This is a genomic window from Micromonospora sp. NBC_01739 (assembly GCF_035920385.1).
Lineage (GTDB): Bacteria > Actinomycetota > Actinomycetes > Mycobacteriales > Micromonosporaceae > Micromonospora.
Window position 1 is genome coordinate 4,392,343 of the sequence record NZ_CP109151.1, and the last position, 15,398, is coordinate 4,407,740.

Consider the following 15,398-nt stretch of genomic DNA (forward strand, 5'->3'; position numbering starts at 1 on the left):
GTACCCTAGCGTTCAAGCCCGGCGAGCAGTAAGGGTCAGTAGCCCAGGGGCGCCCACTGACCATGTTTCGCGTACCGTGATCTCGGAGGAGTGCAGCGGCCGGTCGACAACGGGACGGATGGTGGCCGGGGTGATGTGCTCCTGGTCGTGGTCCCTCCGCGTAGTGGGTGGCGGTCTCGCCAGCCTGCTCGAGTGCCTTGATCAGGCGGGTCACGAGGACGTCCAACCGCTGAGCCTCGACCTCCGCCGCGAGCAGCCGTTCGTGGGTCGTCACCGGCCCGGTGCCCACACCACTGGTGCAGCAGTTCGTGATGGGGCCGGTCATAACACGTGTAGAGGCGGTACTCCCACTCCGGTGATGTCGGCTCTTGCTCCCGAGTGCGGAGGCTGGATCGTGTCCGTGCTTGCACTTGTGGCGAGCCGCCGTCTCCTCCGCCATGACGTGGTCGAGCACGACGGTCGAGTGGGTCCGGCAGGCGGCCTCGGCGATGAGGAGCACGACTTCCCGCCAGCAAAAGACGGTGTACGCCAACGCCGGCCAGCGATTGATTTGGGCCCTGAGCGGGCGCAGAACGTGCCGCGAGTTTACGTTGGCGTGTTCGTTGTCGCGGATCTCCGCATAGGGCAGCCCACCTGCGGGCTGTAGTTAAGGCGTGACGTGAATGTGATCCTCATGTTTGACTGTCGGGCATGCGTGCGGGCCAGGCGCGGCTGGCGATCGATTGTGGAAGCGCCACGACGACCGCCGTGCTGGCGTGGCCGGATGGGTCGTGGTCGCCGTTGTTGTTCGATGGCGAGCCGGGCCTGCCGAGTGCGGTGTTCGTCGCCGACGGCGGGGCGGTCCTGACGGGGCAGCGGGCGTGGCAGGCCGCTCCGGCTGACCCGGGTCGGTTCGTTCCGCTCCCCCGGCGTCCTGCTGATGACCGGCTGGTGGTGGCCGGTGGTGAGGTGGCGCCGGCGGATCTGGTGGCGGCGACGTTGCGGCGGGTCGTTGACGAGGCCCGTGTGGTGGCGGGTGGCCCGGTGGAGGATGTGCGGTTGGTGGTGCCGGCGGGGTGGGGGCCGCGGCGGCGGACGTGGTTGCGGCATGCCGCGCACCGTGCGGGTCTGCCGCAGCCACGGCTTGTGGAGGCGCCGGTGGCGGTGGCCTGCCACCTGCTCGCCGTAGGGGTGCCACTGCCGGTGGGTTCCGTCGTCGTGGTGTGCGACCTGGGTGGCGGCGCTGAGGTGAGTGTGGTGCGGCGCGGTCCGGTCGGTTTCGAGGTCCTGGCCACGCTCGCCGATGTCGACGCGGGTGGTGACGCCATCGACCGGGCTTTGGCCGCTGTCCTGCCGGAGGCGGGGTCACCGTCGGACGGGTGGGTGTTGACGGCGAGTGTGCGGGCGGCGAAACATGCCCTGTCCGAGCATGCGGCGGTGACGGTGCCGCTGCCGGCGGGGCCGGCGGTGGTGCTCAACAGTGTCGTGTTGGAGCAGGCGGCGCGTCCGGTGCTGTCCCGGGCCGCTGGTCTGGTCCGTGATGTGGTGGCTGCGGCGGAGGTCGATCCGGCCACGGTTTCCGGGTTGTGGTGTGCGGGTGGTGCGGCGAGGATGCCGCTGGTCGCCGAGGTGATGGCCACGGAGACGGGGTTCACGCCGCTGCTGGTGCAGGATCCTCTGCTGGCCGCCGCTGCGGGGGCGGCGGACGCGGGTGGGCGAAGTCTGGAGCAGGTGCCGGAGGTCGTGTCGGAGCCGGTGCCGCCGATCCGGCGGGCGGTGGAGATCGCGGTGCCGGGGTTCGCGTCGTTGGCGCTGGTGACGCACATGCTGCTGACCCCGATCTGGCATGGCGGGATGATCAACCGGTGGGCCTCGCTGAACTGGGGTGAGTTGGCGATGGCGGCGGTGTTCGGCGTGCTCGCCTGTCTTGGTGCGGGTACGGTGCTCGGTTCCGCGCTCGCCTCCCGTACCGACGCGGGGGTGCCGTTGTCGCCGCGTGCGCAGGTCGCCACTGGCATTGTGACCGCGGCGTGGCTGGGTGTGGCCGTGGCCGGCATGTACGCGGTGGTGGGTAGTCAGTACATCGGTACGGAGTTGGGCCCGTTCCTGCGGTGGGCGTTGCTGCCCACTGTTCCGTTGTTGGTGGTGGCGGCGGTGTTGGCGTTGATCGCTGCCCGGCAGTGGCGTAGTCCGCGTGGCGGCTGGTCGGAGTTCCTGGCTTTTCCTGTGTCGTCGGTGGTCGCGGCCGCCGCCGGGATGTTGTTGATCCAGTGGTCGGTGACCGCGGCCAGGTGGCCGGACATGATCGTGTGGCTGGATCTGGCTGGTCGTGTCGGTGGGCTGCTGATGGGTGTCGGTGTGATCACCGCGCTGGTGTCCCGTCTGGTGCTGCGTCTGGTTCTGGGCGCCCCGTTCGCGATCCTCCTGGCCGCGCTGGTCAGTCACCGCACCACGGGGATCCTCGCGGTCATCTACACCATCGCGGTGACGATGTGGTGGTTGCGCCGATTGTGGTCGCGCATCATCCATCCCGGCCCTACTGCCGGCCGGCCCACGGCCTTCCCGCCGGGAGCGCCCGCGGTCGGGCCGGGTCGAGTGGGGTGAGCTGATGCGGTGGCCGCGACGGCTCGCGTCGGCGCTGATGGTCGTTGTCCTGCTGGTCGGCCCGCCGCTGCTGCTCGTACGGCTGGTCGGCTGGCCAGCGATGGGTGGTCCTCGTGTGGCGATCTGGGGGTGGATTCGTGATCCGCTGACCGAGCAGAACCTGATTCTGATGGTGGTGGGGCTGGCCTGGGCGTTGTGGGCCTTCGTCGCCTACACCGTCACCGTCCGGACGGCGGTGCGGTTGTGGGCTGGTGTCCGGTGGCTGCGCCGCCTGCCGCTGCCTACGCCGTGGCAGGCCACCGCGACGGGTATGGCCGGTGCCGCCGCCCTGACCATCGCAACCCCCACCACCCTCACCAGCGGCCCCGAGCATCCCGCGACGACGGTGGGTGCCGGCGACATTCACGGCCGGGACGACGTCGATCAGGCCGCGAATAGCGACGGGGTGGTCGTGGCGGGAGGGTGGCTGCCCCGTGCGGTCGCCGACCAGGTGGGCGTGGCGGTGGGGTTGCTGTGGCTGCGTCGCCGTCTGGCCTACCGCCCCCGCCGGGCGAGCGAGGACGCGGATGATCTGGCGCCGCTACCGGCCACCGTGGCTGCCATCCAGGCCGCCACCACCGTCCGGCCCGACTCACCCCCACCACAGCCGTCGGAGGCGGTGGTGGGGGTTCTGCCGCCGGGGTTCCCGGCGGGCGGTGTGGGGTTGAGCGGGCCGGGAGCGTTGGCAGCTGCCCGTGGGCTGCTGGTCACGGTTCTTCTGGCCGCGTTACGCCAGGACAGCGCCCGGTTGGTGATCACCCGCCGCGCGGCGCAGGTGTTGCTCGGGCCGGAGGCACCCTTCCTCCGTCCCGGGTCGGGGCTGTGGATCGCCGACACCGTCCCGCACGCCACCACCCTGGTGAGCGCCGCACCACCGGCGACGCCCTCCTTCCCGGGCGGGCGGTCAGTGCTGATCCTCGACGGGCCGCCCCCGGACACGCTCGTCACCGAGGTGGCGACCGTGGTCGTGTTGGCCGACTGGCCACAAGCGACGACCTGGCATGTGGCGGCCGACGGCCACACCCAGGCCCTCGACACGATGGCGTCTGGCCCGCGGGTCTGCGTGCTGGACCCGGTCGCCGCGGCGGATCTGCTCACCGTCACCGGCCACCTCCATCCACCCGTACGCGACGCCCGACCTCAGCCGATACCGCACGCTCGGATACCCCGCCAACCAGGTCCGCACCCCGACGGCGGAGAGGTGGGTCGGCGGTTGCGGGCACAGGTGTTGGGTGAACCGATGCTGCTCTGCGACGGCACACCTCTGCCGCTGCGGCGCACCGCAGCCCGGCAAGCCCTGGTCTTCCTCGCCGCGCACGCCGACGGCGTCGACAGCCACGTCATGGCCGAAGCCCTCTGGCCAGGACTGCCCGCGCACCGTCTCACCGGCCGCCTCTACACCACCCTCAGCGAGCTCCGCACCGCCGTACGCGCCGCCACCGACCTACCCCTGATCGACCGGACCGGTGACCGCTACCGCCTGCATCCCGACCACGTCGACGTCGACCTGTGGCACCTGCGCGCCGCGGCCGCTCACGCGGCATCTGCTCTCACCGACCCGGCCACGGCGTGGCGGGCGGTCATCGACGCCTACACCGGGGACCTCGCCGCCGGGCACACCTGGCCCTGGCTCGACGCGTACCGCGAAACCGCCCGCCGCCAGGTCCTCGACGCCTACACCGCCCTGGCCGACACCGAAGCCGACCCCCGACGCGCCCTCACCCACCTCCAGGACGGCATCCGCGTCGACCCGTACAACGCCGACCTGCACCAGCGAGCCGTGAACATCCTCGCCGGGCTGGGTGAGCACACGGCCGCCGCCGACCTGACCGAGCGGTACAAGCGGGGTCTCATCGCCGCCGGCCTCAACCCCGACCACGTCCTCCAGATCGCGCTCCTACACGGCCGCACCACCTGACCGGACTCTCCGCCACAGCGGCAGGAATCTCGGGAAGGACGAGGGCGCTCGTCGAGCGGCCGGACGTCGGTAGCGGATACCCGGCGAACCGACAGCCCACCGTCGGTGGCAGGGCGGCCTGTTGGCACCCCGAACGTGACAGGCACCTCGAGCCGCACCTGTGCGGGGTGTGCTGTCTGACCTGCGGTTGTGAGGTCGTGTTAGACGGTGTGAGGTTCTGTTAGCCGCTGAACCGGGTCGATCCCGTCGCGTCGCTCCTACGGTCTGTGTCACCGCATGGCCGGCACATGCCGGTAGGCGGTGCCGGCGAAGGGAGGCAGGCGTGAGAGCACCGATGTCGACAGCGACCGTGGCCGCGGTCGTGCTCGCGGCGGCGCCGCTGGGGCTGCTGTACCTGGCGGGGCCGGACCTGATTGCGGGGCCGCCCTCCGACGAGCAGCTGCGGGCGTGGCTGCACCAGCCCTTGACCACCGGGTTCCTCACCGCGCTGCTGCAGGCCGCTGCCTGGCTGCTCTGGGCGCTGTTCGCCACCGCCGTGGCTCACCGCGTCCGTCAGCGTGTCGGGGCGCCGGTGCGGTGGCGGTTCGCGTTGCGTCTACCCGGGCCGCTGCAGGGGCTCGCGGCGGCGCTGCTGGGCGCCACCGCCGTGACCTCCGCCGCCCTACCCGCGGCCGCGCACACCACCTCCACCGCCGACACCTCTCCCCCCGGCCTTCCGCCACCTGCGGACCCCAGCCCCACCCTGGACCGGAACCTTCAGCGGCCCGCACCGCTGCCCACCGTCGCGGCCTCGGCGACGCCGACAGACACCCGCCACTCTCCCCCGAACAGCCAACGAGCAGCGGGGGTCACCGATCACACCCGCGCGTCCGCCCCGCACCGCACCGCCCATACCGGCGGTCAGCCGTCGTCGGCGGCACGGACGGCGGGCCAGCCGGCACAGGCTGACACGTGCGTGGTGCGTCCCGGTGACACCCTCTCCGCGATCGCGCAGCAGCGGCTCGGTGACCCCGACCGCTGGCCCGAGATCTGGGAGCTCAACCGTGGTAGACGCTTCGACACCGGCGGCGGCACGTTCACCAACCCCCACCTCATCCACCCCGGCTGGATCCTGCGACTACCGAAGGACGCGCTCCCACCCGCGACGGCCATACCCCAGCCGCCGGCGCCCCCACCCGAGGCTGACGCACCCGAACCACGACCGACCACACCCGACAAGTCCGCTACTACACCAGTTCCTTCCGCCAGCGCCGGTACGCCCCCGGACCCGACCGCTTCTACGCCGGTCGACGACGCCAGCCCCGCTACGCCCACACCCTCGTCCGAAGGACAGCCGAGCCGCTCAGTCGGCGTGCCGTCGCCGACGAGCAGCCCGCCGGCACAGACGAGTCGCGGCATCACGGTAGGGACCGGCAGCTGGCTGGACGTCGGTCTTGCCGCCGCGATCGCCGCAGCCGCCACCCTGGTCTGGGCGCTACGTCGGCGCCACTACCAACGACGGCCCCCCAGCCCGGCTCGGCGCGGCGACGCCGACCTCTCGCCGCTGCCCGCCGTCGTCACCCGCATCCGCCGGAGCCTGCGCCAGCACAACGACAACGACATCGGTGTGGACATCCTCGACACGACAGGCCCTCTCGACGCCGCACCCGAGCCCGTAGCCGCGGGCGACGACGTCGAGGACGACAGGCCGGCCAGCAGCGGACCGAGGTCCCACGAGGGGTCCGCGGCCGACGCAGCGGCGCCGGTGGTGCCCGCTCTGGACAACTCCGCGGCAGTGTGGCCGGCCGCCGGCCTCGGTCTGACCGGTCCCGGCGCGCACGCGGCCGGGCGGGGCTTCCTCACCGCCGCTCTCGCCGCCGGCAACGCGCACGATCCGCACACGCGCGGCTCGGTGGTCATCCCCTCCCCCACCACCGTCAGCCTCCTGGACGCAGCCGCGCTGCCCGCGAGCCCTCGCCTGACCGTCACCCGCAGCCTGGCCGACGCCCTGGACCTCCTCGAAACACTGGCGCTGCACCGGACACGGCTGGTCTACCAGCACGAGGTCGACACCATCGCCGACCTCCGCCACCGCCACCCCGACACCGAGCCGCAGCCACCCGTCCTGCTCATCGCCGACACGGCCGCCCGCCACGAACGCGTCCGTATCGCCGCGCTGCTGGCCCAAGGACAACGCCTCGACATCCACGGCATCCTCCTCGGCCCCTGGCCCGAGGGCGACACCGTCGCCGTCGCCACCGACGGCACCACCTCCCCCACCACTGACGAGACAACCCGCCACACCGGGCACCCCGCCGACCTCGGCCGGCTCACCGTCCTCACCGCCGCCGACACCATCGACCTGATCACCACGCTCACCGAAGCCCACACCGGTACCCGGCACACGCCACCCACCCCGCCGACAGACCTCGCCACCACACCGGAACCGACACGCCACGCAGGCGCCGCCGAAGGCAACGACCACGCCGAACCCGGTCCCTCCCAAGCCGCAGCAGTCGACACCGGGCCGGAGACAGGGGCGGTCGACGGGCTCACCCGCGCTGGGGCGCTGGCAGCGGTCGACGATCGACCAGAGCCGACCGCGCGGCCTGACGGGCGCGTCGCGGTGCGGACGCTCGGCACCGCCCGCATCGTCGACATGGACACCACGGTCCCGCTGCGGGCCAAAGCCCTCGAACTACTCGTCTACCTCGTGGTCCACGACGGCGACGCCACCCAGGACGCCATCCTCGACGACCTGCTACCCGACGCCCCACGATCGAAGGCACCACACCGCCTGCACACCTACGTGTCCGCGCTCCGCAAGACCCTCACCCGCACCGGCGGCGCAACCGGCAGCTACCTCACCCACCCCGGCCGCCGCTACACCCTCAACCGCGAACTGATCGACGCGGACCTGTGGCGGATGCGTGACGCGCTACGCGCTACGCAACGAGCCGACAACCCCGACGAACGGCTCACCGCGCTACGCACCGCGGTCAACGCCTACCAGGGCGCTCTCGCCGACGGCTTCGACTACGAATGGATCGAGGCACCCCGCGAAGCCATCCGCCGCCAAGCCCTCGACGCCCACCTCGCCCTCGCCGCCGCCACCCCCGACCCGGCCGAGGCCATCACCGTGCTGACCACCGCGATCCACCACGACCCCTACGCCGAAACCGTCTACCAACACGCGATGCGCGCCCACGCCGCACTCGGACACCTCGACCAGATCCACGCCCTCCGCCGCACCCTGACCCACCGACTCCACGACATCGACACCACCCCCAGCCAGGACACCCTCGCCCTCGCCGACCAACTCATCACCGAACTACAAGCCAGTTCCCGAGATCGGTCGCGCCCCGACGCCAGCGGACAGCGCCCATGACGGCCCACCGGTCAGGAGCACTCGACACCGCCACGAACACCAGCGGCCCGCTCACCCCCGACCGCAACAACAGCACGCACGCTGTCGCCAACGGCAGTGGTCGCGGCACCACGCCGGCCTCCACAGGCAGTGCGGGCACCGCGTCGGAGACCGACCCGCACAAATCGCCAGCACGGCGCGGCACCACCGCCGGGACGACCCGCGACGCGGCTGACGCCGACCTGGCCGCCGCCGTACGCCGCACCACACTGATGCGCCAAACCTTCTACGTCCTGGTCCTGCTGGTCGCCCTCGTCGGACAGGTCACCGGCAGCGTCCACACCCTCGACATCCCCCCACTCATCGCGATCCCCGCCGTCGCCGCCCTCGAACTCGGCGGCGTGGTCGTCATGGCCAACGCCGACGTACGACGCCGCCTCGGCGAACACGCCCTCGCATCCCGAATCCTCTCCGCGGTGATCGCCGCAACGGCCGTCACCTTCAACTGGGTCGCCCACCCCGACCACCTCGTCGGCGGCTTCTACGCCGCCATGTCCGCCCTCGGCTACCTCGTCTGGCTTATGCACACGGGCAACCAACGCCGCGACCGACTCCGCGCCACCGGAAACCTCCCACCCACACCACCCGCCTACGAACTGATCGGCCACTGGATCCGCCACCCCGCCATCACCATCCGCGCACGATCCCTCGCCAAAGCCGACGGCCTCGACCTCTACGACTCCCTAAGAGCCGCCCAAACCACAATCGACCGGGAACACCGCCACCAGGCGATCGCCGCAGTGCTACGACGCAAGATCCGCAAAGCGGTCGACCCCGCCACAGCCGACATCGCAATACACCTCTACGACCTCGACGAGATCGCCAAACGCCTCACCGCCAGCGCCGACTACGCCGGACTGACCACACTCCTCGCCGCAGACCTAGCCCCAGAACGCATCGTGACAGCTCACCGCCCCAGCCACCACCGCCGCTGGTGCACCCGAAAGGCCTACGCCAAAGCGCCTTCGACACCTGAACCCACCGCGTCTTCAACTCCTACTCAGCCGGCGGCAGACGCGCCCAGCGATGGCCGGCAGGATCCTCCGCGCTTCCTCGAGCCCGCCCCGAACAATGACGACCGCCAGCAGCCCGCCGAGGGCCGCGACCTTGTTCCCGCACACGCGGTCACACAGCCGGACAAACCGGCCACAACGAGCCCGGCGGGCGTGAACACCGACAGCGACGACATCACCGGCGACGCCGACGCTCAGAGGGCTGCCAGCGACGGCGTCGCCAACGATGGGAAGGTGCCCACGACAACCGCGGAGGCGGTGGCCTACTGGCTGCGAAAAGAACCGAACTTGGCACCTGAACTGCTAGCCGAGAGGGTAGGTAGGTCGCTGCGCTCGGTCTACCGATACCTACCGCCGGACTACCCCCGCCGACCGGGGGTCGCGAGGCAACGAACCAACGACGGCCGACGCCAACACGACGCCCCGACACGCCGCGAGTGAGGTCACCGGCCGCCCGACGGCAGGCTAGCAAACGCGAAAAGGACCCCGGCTTCTCGCTCGTAAATCCAAGGTGGGCCGACCTCCACGAACCCGACGAGCCGCTCGATCACCGAGAGAGACTGAGTGGAGTGCGCATCCCCGGCAAACGGCGGCGGAGGGCCCCACTCAACGCCTCCCGCATCACCATGGAGCAATGACCCAAGAGACGAGATCCTTACGGTGCTTCCCGAGATCATTGCGCGGAGGCCGAAGGCACATTCATGCCTTGGGAAGCGCTCAACGAGCTTGGCCGACGAGAAATTACCTACACGGAATCGACGATACGAACCCACATCGTCAGCCAGATGTGCGCCAACGCGCCTGACCATCACGCTTCAGGGTGACATCCGCCCCCGCAGCCCGCTCCGCACATACGACGACCTGGAAGGGCTTCTGAGCGGCCTGGTACCGGCTTCGGTCGGCAGTTGGTCGAACGCCCTGCTTGCGGGCATGACCGCGCTTGTGACCTGGGCAGCAGGCCGGGTGGGCCGACTCCGACAGGCCGCGTGGGATCACCGCTTCTGGGCGGCTCCATCCAGCGGCTAACGCAATGGGTCCACGTCCGCTGACCGACAACTGCTCGTAACCGGGTTTCAGACGCGGAACAACACCCCGGCTTGGACTGCGGCCGGTTGCTTCGTGGTTGGTGGGGCTGTGAGCTGGGGTGTTGTGTTGGAAGCTACCCACAGATGAGCTGTCGATCATGTCGAATCTGCCATGCGCGCGAACGGTGAAGACCGCGCCAGATCTGGGCGTTTCAAATTGCGCATTCGCATTGGCGCGTGTCACGAGATATCGAGTACTAGCAGGGTCCACGCTTACGGATGGGCATCTGGGGGTCCACCCAGGAGAGTAGCCTTGGTGCTGGGGTCGACGAATCTACAAGCACTGCGGACACGATCACGAGTACGGCAGCACATCAGACATTCAGGTCCATTGCTTCTATTTTGGACGACTCGCCAAGCCGGAGTGCGGCCACCCTGCACGATCCGACATCAGCCAAGCGTGACAATGACGACATGGCAGCACCTTGGGATGCAATCAGTGCTCTTGCTGGCGTAGCGTCGGCAGTTACGGCAGTGGTGTCGACAACTCTGGCGCTTGCCAGCTTCATTACTATTCGGCGGCGTCGCTCGTCGGCGCGGTCGAGGTTTTTCCAGCGCGACGACTCTCACTTGAGCCGAACCGTGCCGGACCACCATAGCTCCGCAGGGACAGTCGCAGCCGCCCCCCAGGCACCGGGAACAGATGGTCCAAGCGAAGACCGTCATCCAATTGTCTTTGTTGGCGCAACACGCATTACGCGAGAGACCCACATTCTTGGTTGGTCCAGCTTTGCCGCAAGCGTTACGGCGAGTGCATTGATGGCAGCCACCCTGCAAAAGTTCGTTTCCGTCACGCTGTCGTACGTCTTCCTAGCCTTGTATGCACTCACGATAATAGGACTCATCGTGGGTGGACTGACTCGATCCGAAAGGTGGGTGAGACATGCCGGCCTTTCCGGATACTTAAACTGGTTTGTTGTTACCTTTGCGCCGATATCACTCCTCGACGACACCAACTGGAAATCATCGACTTTCTGGATAACATTAGCGATAAGCATCGCGGCGATACCCTTTGGCTTTGTCATAATTTCGCCGGTCGCATGGGCTATGGAGATTCTTGAGGCTGAAGAACACCGGATCACGATGCGCGCCATGGAGGACTGCAAATGGTTTGGGCGCGCTCAACCTGCGATGCTGTCAGCCCTGCTTTCCAGCCCTAGCGCGCGCGGCTTCAACTATGCCCGCCGGCACTTCTCGATGGTGGTGGCCGTCGGCCGAGCAGTGGCTATCATCGACACAAGTGGTGATCTAGATTCGCGGCCGTGGCGCGCTTCGATTAAGAACTGGTCTGATCGCTTCAGAGATCAAATCGGCGTCGATGTGCACTATTTCGCCATAGTGCCATCAATTCATCCGGTTCGGCGAAGTATCGATTTCGCCAGCGTGGCGGTATCGATACTGACCACTGCAGAGGCGGTCAGCGTGTTTGAAGACTTTGGCGCCGGGGGACCCAACGAACTTTATGTTCCACTTCTCAATAATTTACTGGTCGATGAATGGAGGCGCAGGTACTGATACTCGGATTGGGCCACAGTTCGGAGCGGGAGGAGCCATGGCGCGAACACGCCGCACTTCCAAGTACGTCCGCACGGAACTGAAAGTAATCACGCCGACACTACTTGGCCATCCGAGACAACTTTTACTCATCGACATAAGTAAATGTCCAGGCTCCCGTCGTCGAACGGTCGCCCGTTCAGTCGCCCTCCAGATCGGCTGGTCTTCGCGGCCAAGACCAGCCGATCTTTGGGGCGGTTTATGTGTTGCAGCTCTTATGTCAGGTCGTACCTGTACCGACATCGCTGCCGTAGGTTGTCCAGCTACAGGTGGGCGATCAGGGCCTGTATCCGTGGGTCGAAGCTGTAGCCGCCGTCCCAGGGGAACTGGCCCTGCTGGTCGGGCCACACGATTTGCTGCAGGCGGATCTGGTGGCGGCCGTAGCGTGCGATCGCCGCCCCGGGTAGCAGGTCCTCGGTGGGCCGTCCGTCGATGATGATGGCGTCGTAGTCGGCGATGAGGTCGTTGATGCGCTGGCCGTGGGTGAACCGTTCGGCCTTGTCGTGGATCCGTTGGGCCAGGTCGTTGAGCAGGGTGTGGGCGACCAAGGGCGGCAGCCCGGCGATGATCAGCTCGGGGTGGTCGTGGGCGGTGAGCCCGACGGTGTAGGCGAACGGGGCGGTGGTGTCGGGGTCGTCGTCGGTGGGCAGGACGTGTGTGACGGCCCAGCCTTTGGTTGTGATGATGCGTTCCTGGTTTCTGAGGAAGTCGTCGATGTCAGGCATGTGTTTGTCTCCTGGTCATTGCGGCGCTTCGGGGGTGTTCGGGGTGGGTGGTTCGACTTCGACGAAGCCCCAGAGTCGTTGCATGACCTGTAGTTGCCAGGTGCGGTAGCGGTCGGCGAAGCCGCGGCAGACTGCGGGTGGGACCGGGCTGCCGGCGTACGGCAGGGTTGAGTGGCAGATGATGTAGCCCGCGTCGCAGCGGGCTGTGGTCACCATCTGCTTGAGCCGGCCGGGTGCGAGGTGCATCGGGTTGCCGGGTTTGAAGATGCAGGTGGCGCATTCGCGGGCGAGTAGGCGGGTTTTGCGTAGGTCCGGGTCCCCGACGTTGAGTCGGGCTGGTCCATCGGGGTCCGGTTCGTTGCCGGGGTGGGGCGTGCTGTTCATCGTCGTCTCCTTGTCCTGCATGTGGGGCCCGCATCCGGTGGATGCGGGCCCCACACCGGCGTGCTGGGCGGTCAAGTTGGTGCTGGTACGGGCTGGTGGAGAGCCGGATCAGCCAGCTGGCGGCACCGTGTCGGTCACGGCTGGGGCCTCGTGGAGGGTGATGGGGTGTAGGGGCACGATGAGGCGGTCGGCGGTGAGGCCGGGTCCGTCGTCGGGTTGCCAGGCGTCGGCGGCGGCGTGGGTGGGGAACGGGCCGACGGTGGCGAGCCGGCCACCGGTGGGGTCGAGCAGCACGAGGGCGGCGGTACGGGCGTGGTGGAGGGCGGGCCGTAGGGTCGCGGCGAGGTCGGCGGGTAGGTCGACCCAGCAGGTGGCGGGCAGGGTCGTGGCGGCGGGGTTGTGCAGTGGCGCGGGTCTGGTCGCGGCGAGGGTGGTGTTGTCGAGGGCGAGCGTGGCCGCGTGGGAGTGGGCTGCGGTGGTGCCGCTGGTGGGGCCGTGGGCGTCGAGTTCGCCGCTGGTGTGGACGGCGAGCAGCGCGTGCGGGTCGCGGATCTCCAGGGAGTCGAGGACGGCGAGGGTGATGGTGTCCCCAGTCGGCATGTCGCGCAGGGTGAGCAGGATCGGCCGTGCGTCTGGGTCGCGGGTCCAGGTGATCGCGTCGAAGTGTTCGCTGGTGACGTCGGCGAGGCGTCGCCAGGCGCGGTTGTCGGTGTCGAAGGGGTATTCGTTGTCGCTGTCGTAGCGCATGGATGGGCTCCTCGTGATGGGGCGGAGTTGTCTGTCGTCTGGGCCGGGCCGCCGAGGGCCGGTTGGGGACGCGATGCATGCACGCTTCGATGGCGCGGAATGGTCAAGTCGCGGCTCGGCGATGCAGGTCGTGAGCTGCCGGTCGTAGGGCGCGGACGGATGGCCGGGCGGCAAGCCCGTGAATTGCCGGGGTTTGCGGGCGTCGTGGTCGCCGTCTGCGTGGCGCTGCCGGCCCGCTCGCCTGCTATTGCGGGGGCGGGGCTGGTCGGCCGTCGGCGGGGTCTGGTGCGGTCGGGTCTAGGCCTGTTCGAGGGCGGTGACGGCGGCGTCGGTGATCGCGGTGATGGCGTGGACCGGGTCGGTGACGGTGAGGGTGGTGGTGTGGGTGAAGGTGTGTCCCCATCTCTGGTCGGGTTCGGTGGGCTGGCCTGGGGTGGGTGGGTCGGCGGGGTGTAGCCAGAGCACGGCGCAGCCGGCGCGGTGCAGGGTGGTGACGAGGCGTTGTCCGGCGGGGATGTCGTCGAGGTAGCCGTCGGAGACGACGGCGAGCATCCGTAGGGTGCGGCCGTTGCGTAGGTCGAGGAGTTGGTCGGCGACCTTGACCGCTTCGGGGAAGGTGGCGGTGGCGACGTCGGTGCGCATGTGTAGCACCTGTGTCGGGGTGGTGCGTGGGGGTACGAGGATGGTGGTGCGGTCGCCGAATCCGATGGTGGTGGTCACCGCGTGGGCGCGGCGGGCGGCGTGGGCGAAGATCCATGCCGCGGAGGACATCGGTTCGGTGTAGCGGCCCATGGATCCGGACAGGTCGACCAGGATCGCCAGGTGTAGGCGGGGTTTTTCGGGTGGTAGGTGGGTGCGTTGTTGCCAGGGGGCGGCGGTGGGCAGTTGCCCGGCGGCGGTTTGTGCGTCGGCGGTGATGGCGTGGCGGGTGCGTAGCCGTCCGGGTGGGATCGTCGACGGTCGCCGGCCGGGTTCGGGGTGGCGGGTGCGGGCCTGTTGTAGCCGGTTAGCGAGGTCGCGGGCGGCGTGACGTTCCTGTTCGGTCGGGTCCCGGCGTGCCCACTCTGATGGTGGGCTGTGCCGGTGGGCCAGCTGTGCTGCGGTGTACTCGGTCGGGGTGAGGCCGGATGCTTCGGCGAGGTAGTCGACGAGGGCGGCGGCGAGGCGGCCGGGGAACTGCCCGGCGTCGGGTACGGGGGTGGCGTGCTGGTGGTCGGGGTCGATGCCGAGGACCTGGCACCACCGCCGGGCGAGGGTGATCATGGTGTCGGCGTCGGTGTCGTCGCAGGTGTGGGCCTCACGCCAGATGTCGCGCAGGTGCCGCAGTCGTTTGCGTCCGAGGAGGCCGGTGACCGCGGCGCGGACCGGGCGGACGTCTTTGCTGGTGACGATGCGGGCGTCGACGCGGGCCAGGAGCAGGGCGGCGAGTTGTCCGGCGTGCCAGGGGTCGTCGACGGCCGCGTCGTCGGGGTCGAGGAGGGTTTTCACGACGTGGCGTAGCCAGCGGCGGTCGCCGCGGCGGCGGGTGCGTTGGCGGCCTTCGGCCCGGGATTCCTCGAGCATGGCGGCGACGTCGGCGAGGATGGGCGGGGTGCCGGGTGGGGTGGTCCAGCGGCTGTGTGCGGCGTGGGCGGCGCCGTGCACGAGCAGCCCGTAGCCGGTGGGTACGAGGCGCTTGTGGCGGGCTTTGGTCGGGTCGGTGATGTCGGGGCGCTCGGCGATGTAGGTGGCGTCGACTTCGATGCGGTTGAGGTCGGGGTAGAAGCATTCGGGTGCGTCCCCGGCGGCGCCGGGGGCGACGAGGACGGTGAGGTCGGTGCGGCCGGTCAGCAGCGGCACATGTTGGGTCCATGCCTGTGACCAGGCCTGCCAGTCGTTGGCGCCGGGCCGTGTCGGTGGGGTGCCGGGGCGCAGGTGGGTGTGTGACATGCGGTTGCTCCTTCC

General features: G+C 69.3%; 9 protein-coding genes. 5 read left to right on the forward strand and 4 right to left on the reverse strand.

The window, feature by feature from the left end; genetic code table 11:
* Nucleotides 1-690 precede the first annotated feature (690 nt).
* The 5 genes from OIE53_RS19735 to OIE53_RS19755 all read left to right on the forward strand — a co-directional run bounded on the left by OIE53_RS19735 (nucleotide 691) and on the right by OIE53_RS19755 (nucleotide 11,559).
* Entirely contained in the window at nucleotides 691-2,583 is a 1,893-nt protein-coding gene (locus OIE53_RS19735; RefSeq protein ID WP_327023015.1) for an Hsp70 family protein, read from the forward strand.
* Between the two features lie 4 nt (nucleotides 2,584-2,587).
* A complete protein-coding gene (locus OIE53_RS19740; RefSeq protein ID WP_327023016.1) occupies nucleotides 2,588-4,540 on the forward strand; it encodes a hypothetical protein in 1,953 nt (650 codons plus the stop codon).
* Between the two features lie 322 nt (nucleotides 4,541-4,862).
* Nucleotides 4,863-7,907 carry a BTAD domain-containing putative transcriptional regulator gene (locus tag OIE53_RS19745; RefSeq protein WP_327023017.1) on the forward strand — a complete coding sequence of 1,015 codons (3,045 nt, stop codon included), beginning with the start codon at nucleotides 4,863-4,865 and terminating at the stop codon, nucleotides 7,905-7,907.
* A gap of 251 nt (nucleotides 7,908-8,158) precedes the next feature.
* Nucleotides 8,159-9,400, forward strand: a complete 1,242-nt coding sequence (locus OIE53_RS19750; protein WP_327023018.1) for a hypothetical protein — start codon at nucleotides 8,159-8,161, stop codon at nucleotides 9,398-9,400.
* A 1,058-nt stretch (nucleotides 9,401-10,458) separates the two neighbouring features.
* The gene (locus tag OIE53_RS19755) at nucleotides 10,459-11,559 is read left to right on the forward strand and encodes a hypothetical protein (RefSeq protein ID WP_327023019.1); all 1,101 of its coding nucleotides are present in this window, start codon (nucleotides 10,459-10,461) and stop codon (nucleotides 11,557-11,559) included.
* A gap of 302 nt (nucleotides 11,560-11,861) precedes the next feature.
* On the opposite strand, the gene OIE53_RS19760 is transcribed toward OIE53_RS19755, so the two are convergent.
* The 4 genes from OIE53_RS19760 to OIE53_RS19775 all read right to left on the reverse strand — a co-directional run bounded on the left by OIE53_RS19760 (nucleotide 11,862) and on the right by OIE53_RS19775 (nucleotide 15,383).
* Complete coding sequence (locus OIE53_RS19760; protein WP_327023020.1) at nucleotides 11,862-12,323, reverse strand: DUF4262 domain-containing protein; 462 nt, start codon at nucleotides 12,321-12,323, stop codon at nucleotides 11,862-11,864.
* Nucleotides 12,324-12,338: 15 nt separating this feature from the next.
* Entirely contained in the window at nucleotides 12,339-12,707 is a 369-nt protein-coding gene (locus OIE53_RS19765) for a hypothetical protein (protein WP_327023021.1), read from the reverse strand.
* 108 nt (nucleotides 12,708-12,815) lie between these two features.
* A complete protein-coding gene (locus OIE53_RS19770) occupies nucleotides 12,816-13,454 on the reverse strand; it encodes a hypothetical protein (protein ID WP_327023022.1) in 639 nt (212 codons plus the stop codon).
* Between the two features lie 297 nt (nucleotides 13,455-13,751).
* Entirely contained in the window at nucleotides 13,752-15,383 is a 1,632-nt protein-coding gene (locus OIE53_RS19775; protein WP_327023023.1) for a VWA domain-containing protein, read from the reverse strand.
* Between the last annotated feature and the right edge of the window lie 15 nt (nucleotides 15,384-15,398).